Origin of the sequence: uncultured Enorma sp., assembly GCA_905210055.1 — a bacterium.
Classification (GTDB): domain Bacteria; phylum Actinomycetota; class Coriobacteriia; order Coriobacteriales; family Coriobacteriaceae; genus Enorma.
In genome coordinates this window covers 1-3,486 of record CAJLVH010000169.1, presented here as the reverse complement: position 1 = coordinate 3,486, position 3,486 = coordinate 1, and the positions used below count along the sequence as shown (strand labels likewise).

The window sequence follows — 3,486 nt, the reverse complement described above, 5'->3', positions numbered from 1 at the left end:
CCCCCATCCATAAGGATCACCCCGACATGGAGGTCAAGGTTGCGGCCGCGCAGGGCTTGGAGAACTGCCGCAAGATGATGAAGGATGCCGTGAAGGGCAAGTACGACGGCTACCTGCTCGAGGGCATGGCGTGTCCGGGCGGCTGCGTGGCGGGCGCCGGCACCATCCAGGCCGTGTCGAAGACGGCGGCGCAGGTCAAGGCCTATTCCAAGAGGTCGCCGCACAAGCTTGCGACGGAGAACATGTACAACAAGTACCTCGACGTGCTCGAGCGTGCCGAAGACGGCATTCGTTCCGAGGACGCCGTGGCGGAAAGCCTCGAGGCCCAGAAGGGCGAGGCGTAAGATCATTCGCTTCTAGCAGAGCCGTTCATCAACCCAAGCACGAAGGTGACCGTCCATGCGATTTATGAGCTGGGCGGTCGCCTTATTTTCGAAGGGGTGCGTAATGCCGAACGGTCGCTCGAGGGCGCGATAGATGTACTCCTGCTCGTCTGCGATTTCGAGGCTTGCGGGGTAGACGAGTTCGAAGGCGAAACAGGCGAGGTTGACAAGGTAGTCCACCGGCGTGACACGTTCGGAGTAGTGCGCGGTGCGGTGCTCGAAAAATGCGTCCTCGATGGCGGGGGAGACGGCGCTCGCGAGGAGCTCGTCTTCGTTTGCGTTGAGCACGGTCTCGACGGCGTCTGTGCTGGCAACTCGCAGGATGTCGAGCTTGTCTGCATCGCGGACGACATCGCAGATCGCGTGTGTGCGAACGTCGAGGTCTTCGGGCAGCCGGTAGTCGCTATGGAAGCCCACCGCGGCGCGGATGACCTCTTCGAGCTCGTCGTTCGGGTCGATGAAGCGGTGGATGATGCCGATGGTGCCCGCGGCGCTCCCGTCATCATCGGCGACGCCCGTATCGCCCTTGCTGCCGAAAAGCACCTCGACTCCGAGCGCCGCATGACTCGTCGATGCGGCGTCGCTGAACGTGTTCCAACGCCGCAGCTGCTCGAAGCGGCCGATATCATGTAGAAGGCCGCAAAGCCAGGCAAGATCGACGCCCGCCGGTGTGAATCCCGCTTCGCGCGCGATACGCTCGCAGAGTTCCGCGACACGCAGCGTGTGCTCGACCTTGAGTGCGATGCGCGGGTTCGTTGCGTCGTATGCCGCCACATAGCTATCGAACGCCTCCCGCGCGCGGCGTCGGTCGATGGTGTGCGTAAGGTCTGCCATTGTATCCCTCACTGACGAAACTGGTAATGTGACGTTACCAGGTAACAGGAAAACTGGTAAGAAGATGTTACCAGTTGCTAGAAGCGAAGCCGGTTCGCATGAAACGACAAGCTCGGCCACTCTCCAGGGTCATCACAATGAAAACGGCGAGTCCGAATTCCCAGATCGCGCCAAGTGAACACTTTTATAGGGTTTCGCTAAGTAGCAAGGGAAGAAGCGGCAAAAAGTTCGCAGATCGCAACCTCACGGGTTTCAGAGATACTTCGTTACCCCCGCCAAAACCGTTCATTTGGCGCAATCTGTTCGAGCAGAGCTTCGAGCCTTTGTTGCCTGCCCCCCCTCATTGCCGCAGCGAGGCCGAAAACGCAAGGAGGGGCACCGCCGAGCTGGTGTTCCCTAAGCGAACATTCCGCAGCCGCGAAGTGGCGAGGACGGTCGCGTGGGAACTCCTGCTCGGCGGTGCCCCTCCCGGTTAGCGTCAAGGACTATGCGAAGTACTTCACGCCGCTCTCGAAGATGGGCATGAACTTCTCGCCCGGCACGTTCTGGTACAGGCCGTCGCCGCGGCGCTCCACGTGGCCCATCTTGCCGAAGACGCGGCCGTCCGGTGAGGTAATGCCCTCGATGGCGAAGACGGAGCCATTCGGGTTGACGGACAGGTCCATGCTGGGCGCGCCGGCCTCGTTCACGTACTGCGTCGCGATCTGACCGCCCTCGCGAAGCTGCGCGAGCACCTCGTCGTTCGCCACGAAGCGACCCTCGCCGTGGGAGATGGCCACGGTGTAGGTATCGCCCACTTCGCAGGCAGAGAGCCAGGGCGAAAGGTCGCTCGCCACGCGCGTACGCACCAAGCGGCTCTGGTGGCGGCCGATGGTGTTGAACGTGAGCGTGGGCGCGTCGGCCGTCGCGGGCACGATATCGCCATACGGCACGAGGCCGAGCTTCACGAGCGCCTGGAAGCCGTTGCAGATGCCCAGCATGAGGCCGTCACGGTTCTGCAAGAGGTCGCGCACGGCCTCCGTCACCTCGGGCGCGCGGAAGAACGCGGTGATGAACTTCGCGGAGCCGTCGGGCTCGTCGCCGCCGGAGAAGCCGCCGGGGATCATGACGATCTGGCTCTCGCGGATGCGGCGGGCGAGCTCGGCTGTGCTTTCGGCGACCGCCTCGGGCGTGAGGTTGTTGATGACGAAGGTATCGGCCACGGCGCCGGCGGCGGTGAAGGCGCGGGCGCTATCGTACTCGCAGTTGTTGCCGGGGAACACGGGGATGATCACGCGCGGGCGCGCGAACTTCTCGCCGGCATACACGGTCTGGATGCGACCGGTCTCCGCGCAGCTAAAGTTCACCGTTTCGATGGCCGGCAGCTTGGCGGCTTCCTCGGCAGGTGTGCGATAGGGGAAGACGCCCTCGATGGCAGCCTCCCATGCCTCCTGCAGCTCGGCGAGATCGAGCGCTTCGTCATAGGCAGAAAGCTCGTACGCTTCGATGGTATGGCCGAGCTCTACGACGCGAGCACCCTCGATCTCGGGCAGCTCGGTGCCGTCTGCAAGCTCCACCATGAAGCAGCCGTAGGCGTGGTCGAACAGGTCGCGTGCCTCGGCCTCGTAGTACTCATCGGAGACGGTGAAGCCCAGACGATTGCCCACGCATGCCTTGAAGAGCACCTCGGCGATGCCGCCGAAGCCCGGCGTGGAGATGGAAAGCGCCTTGCCCTCGCGCACAAGCTCTTCAACGGCGCCGAAGACGGCAAGCAGCGACTCGGCATCCGGCACGAGGTCGTCGTCGCAGTAGGCGGGCTCGATGAGCGCGACGCGGTGTCCTGCGCCCTTGAACTCAGGCGAGACCACGCGGTCGAGCGAACCGGTCGCGACGGCGAAGGAGACGAGCGTGGGCGGCACGTCGAGGTCCTCGAACGAGCCGCTCATGGAGTCCTTGCCGCCGATGGCGCCGGCGCCCAGGTCGACCTGCGCCATGAGGGCACCGAGCACCGCCGCGACGGGCTTGCCCCAGCGCTCGGGGACGTCGCGCAGACGCTCGAAATACTCCTGGAAACTCAGGTAGGCGCGCTCATGTTCGAAGCCGGTCGCCACGAGGCGCGCGATGCTCTCCACCACGGAAAGGTACGCGCCGCGGTACTGGTCGGCCGCCATGATGTAGGGATTGAAGCCCCACGCCATGCCGGAGACCGTGGTGGTCTCGCCGTCGACCGGGAACTTCGCCACCATGGCCTGCGCGGGCGTGAGCTGCTCGCTGCCGCCGAACGGCATGA

At 64.2% G+C, this 3,486-nt stretch carries 3 protein-coding genes; 1 reads left to right on the top strand and 2 read right to left on the bottom strand.

Annotated elements, in window-relative coordinates; genetic code table 11:
* Window positions 1-344, top strand: a 344-nt coding sequence (locus QZ079_RS08665; protein ID WP_297037463.1) for a [Fe-Fe] hydrogenase large subunit C-terminal domain-containing protein, incomplete at its 5' end; no start/stop codon positions are given.
* Between the two features lie 12 nt (window positions 345-356).
* Here the strand turns inward: QZ079_RS08665 and QZ079_RS08660 are convergent.
* Entirely contained in the window at window positions 357-1,217 is an 861-nt protein-coding gene (locus tag QZ079_RS08660; protein WP_297037462.1) for an HD domain-containing protein, read from the bottom strand.
* A gap of 485 nt (window positions 1,218-1,702) precedes the next feature.
* Window positions 1,703-3,486 (bottom strand): phosphoribosylformylglycinamidine synthase subunit PurQ (locus QZ079_RS08655; RefSeq protein WP_297037461.1); only part of this gene is annotated, 1,784 nt, incomplete at its 5' end.

Excerpts from the sequence above, each read along its gene's own strand:
- QZ079_RS08660 (WP_297037462.1), bottom strand. The coding sequence starts at position 1,217 with ATGGCAGACCTTACGCACACCATCGACCGACGCCGCGCGCGGGAGGCG.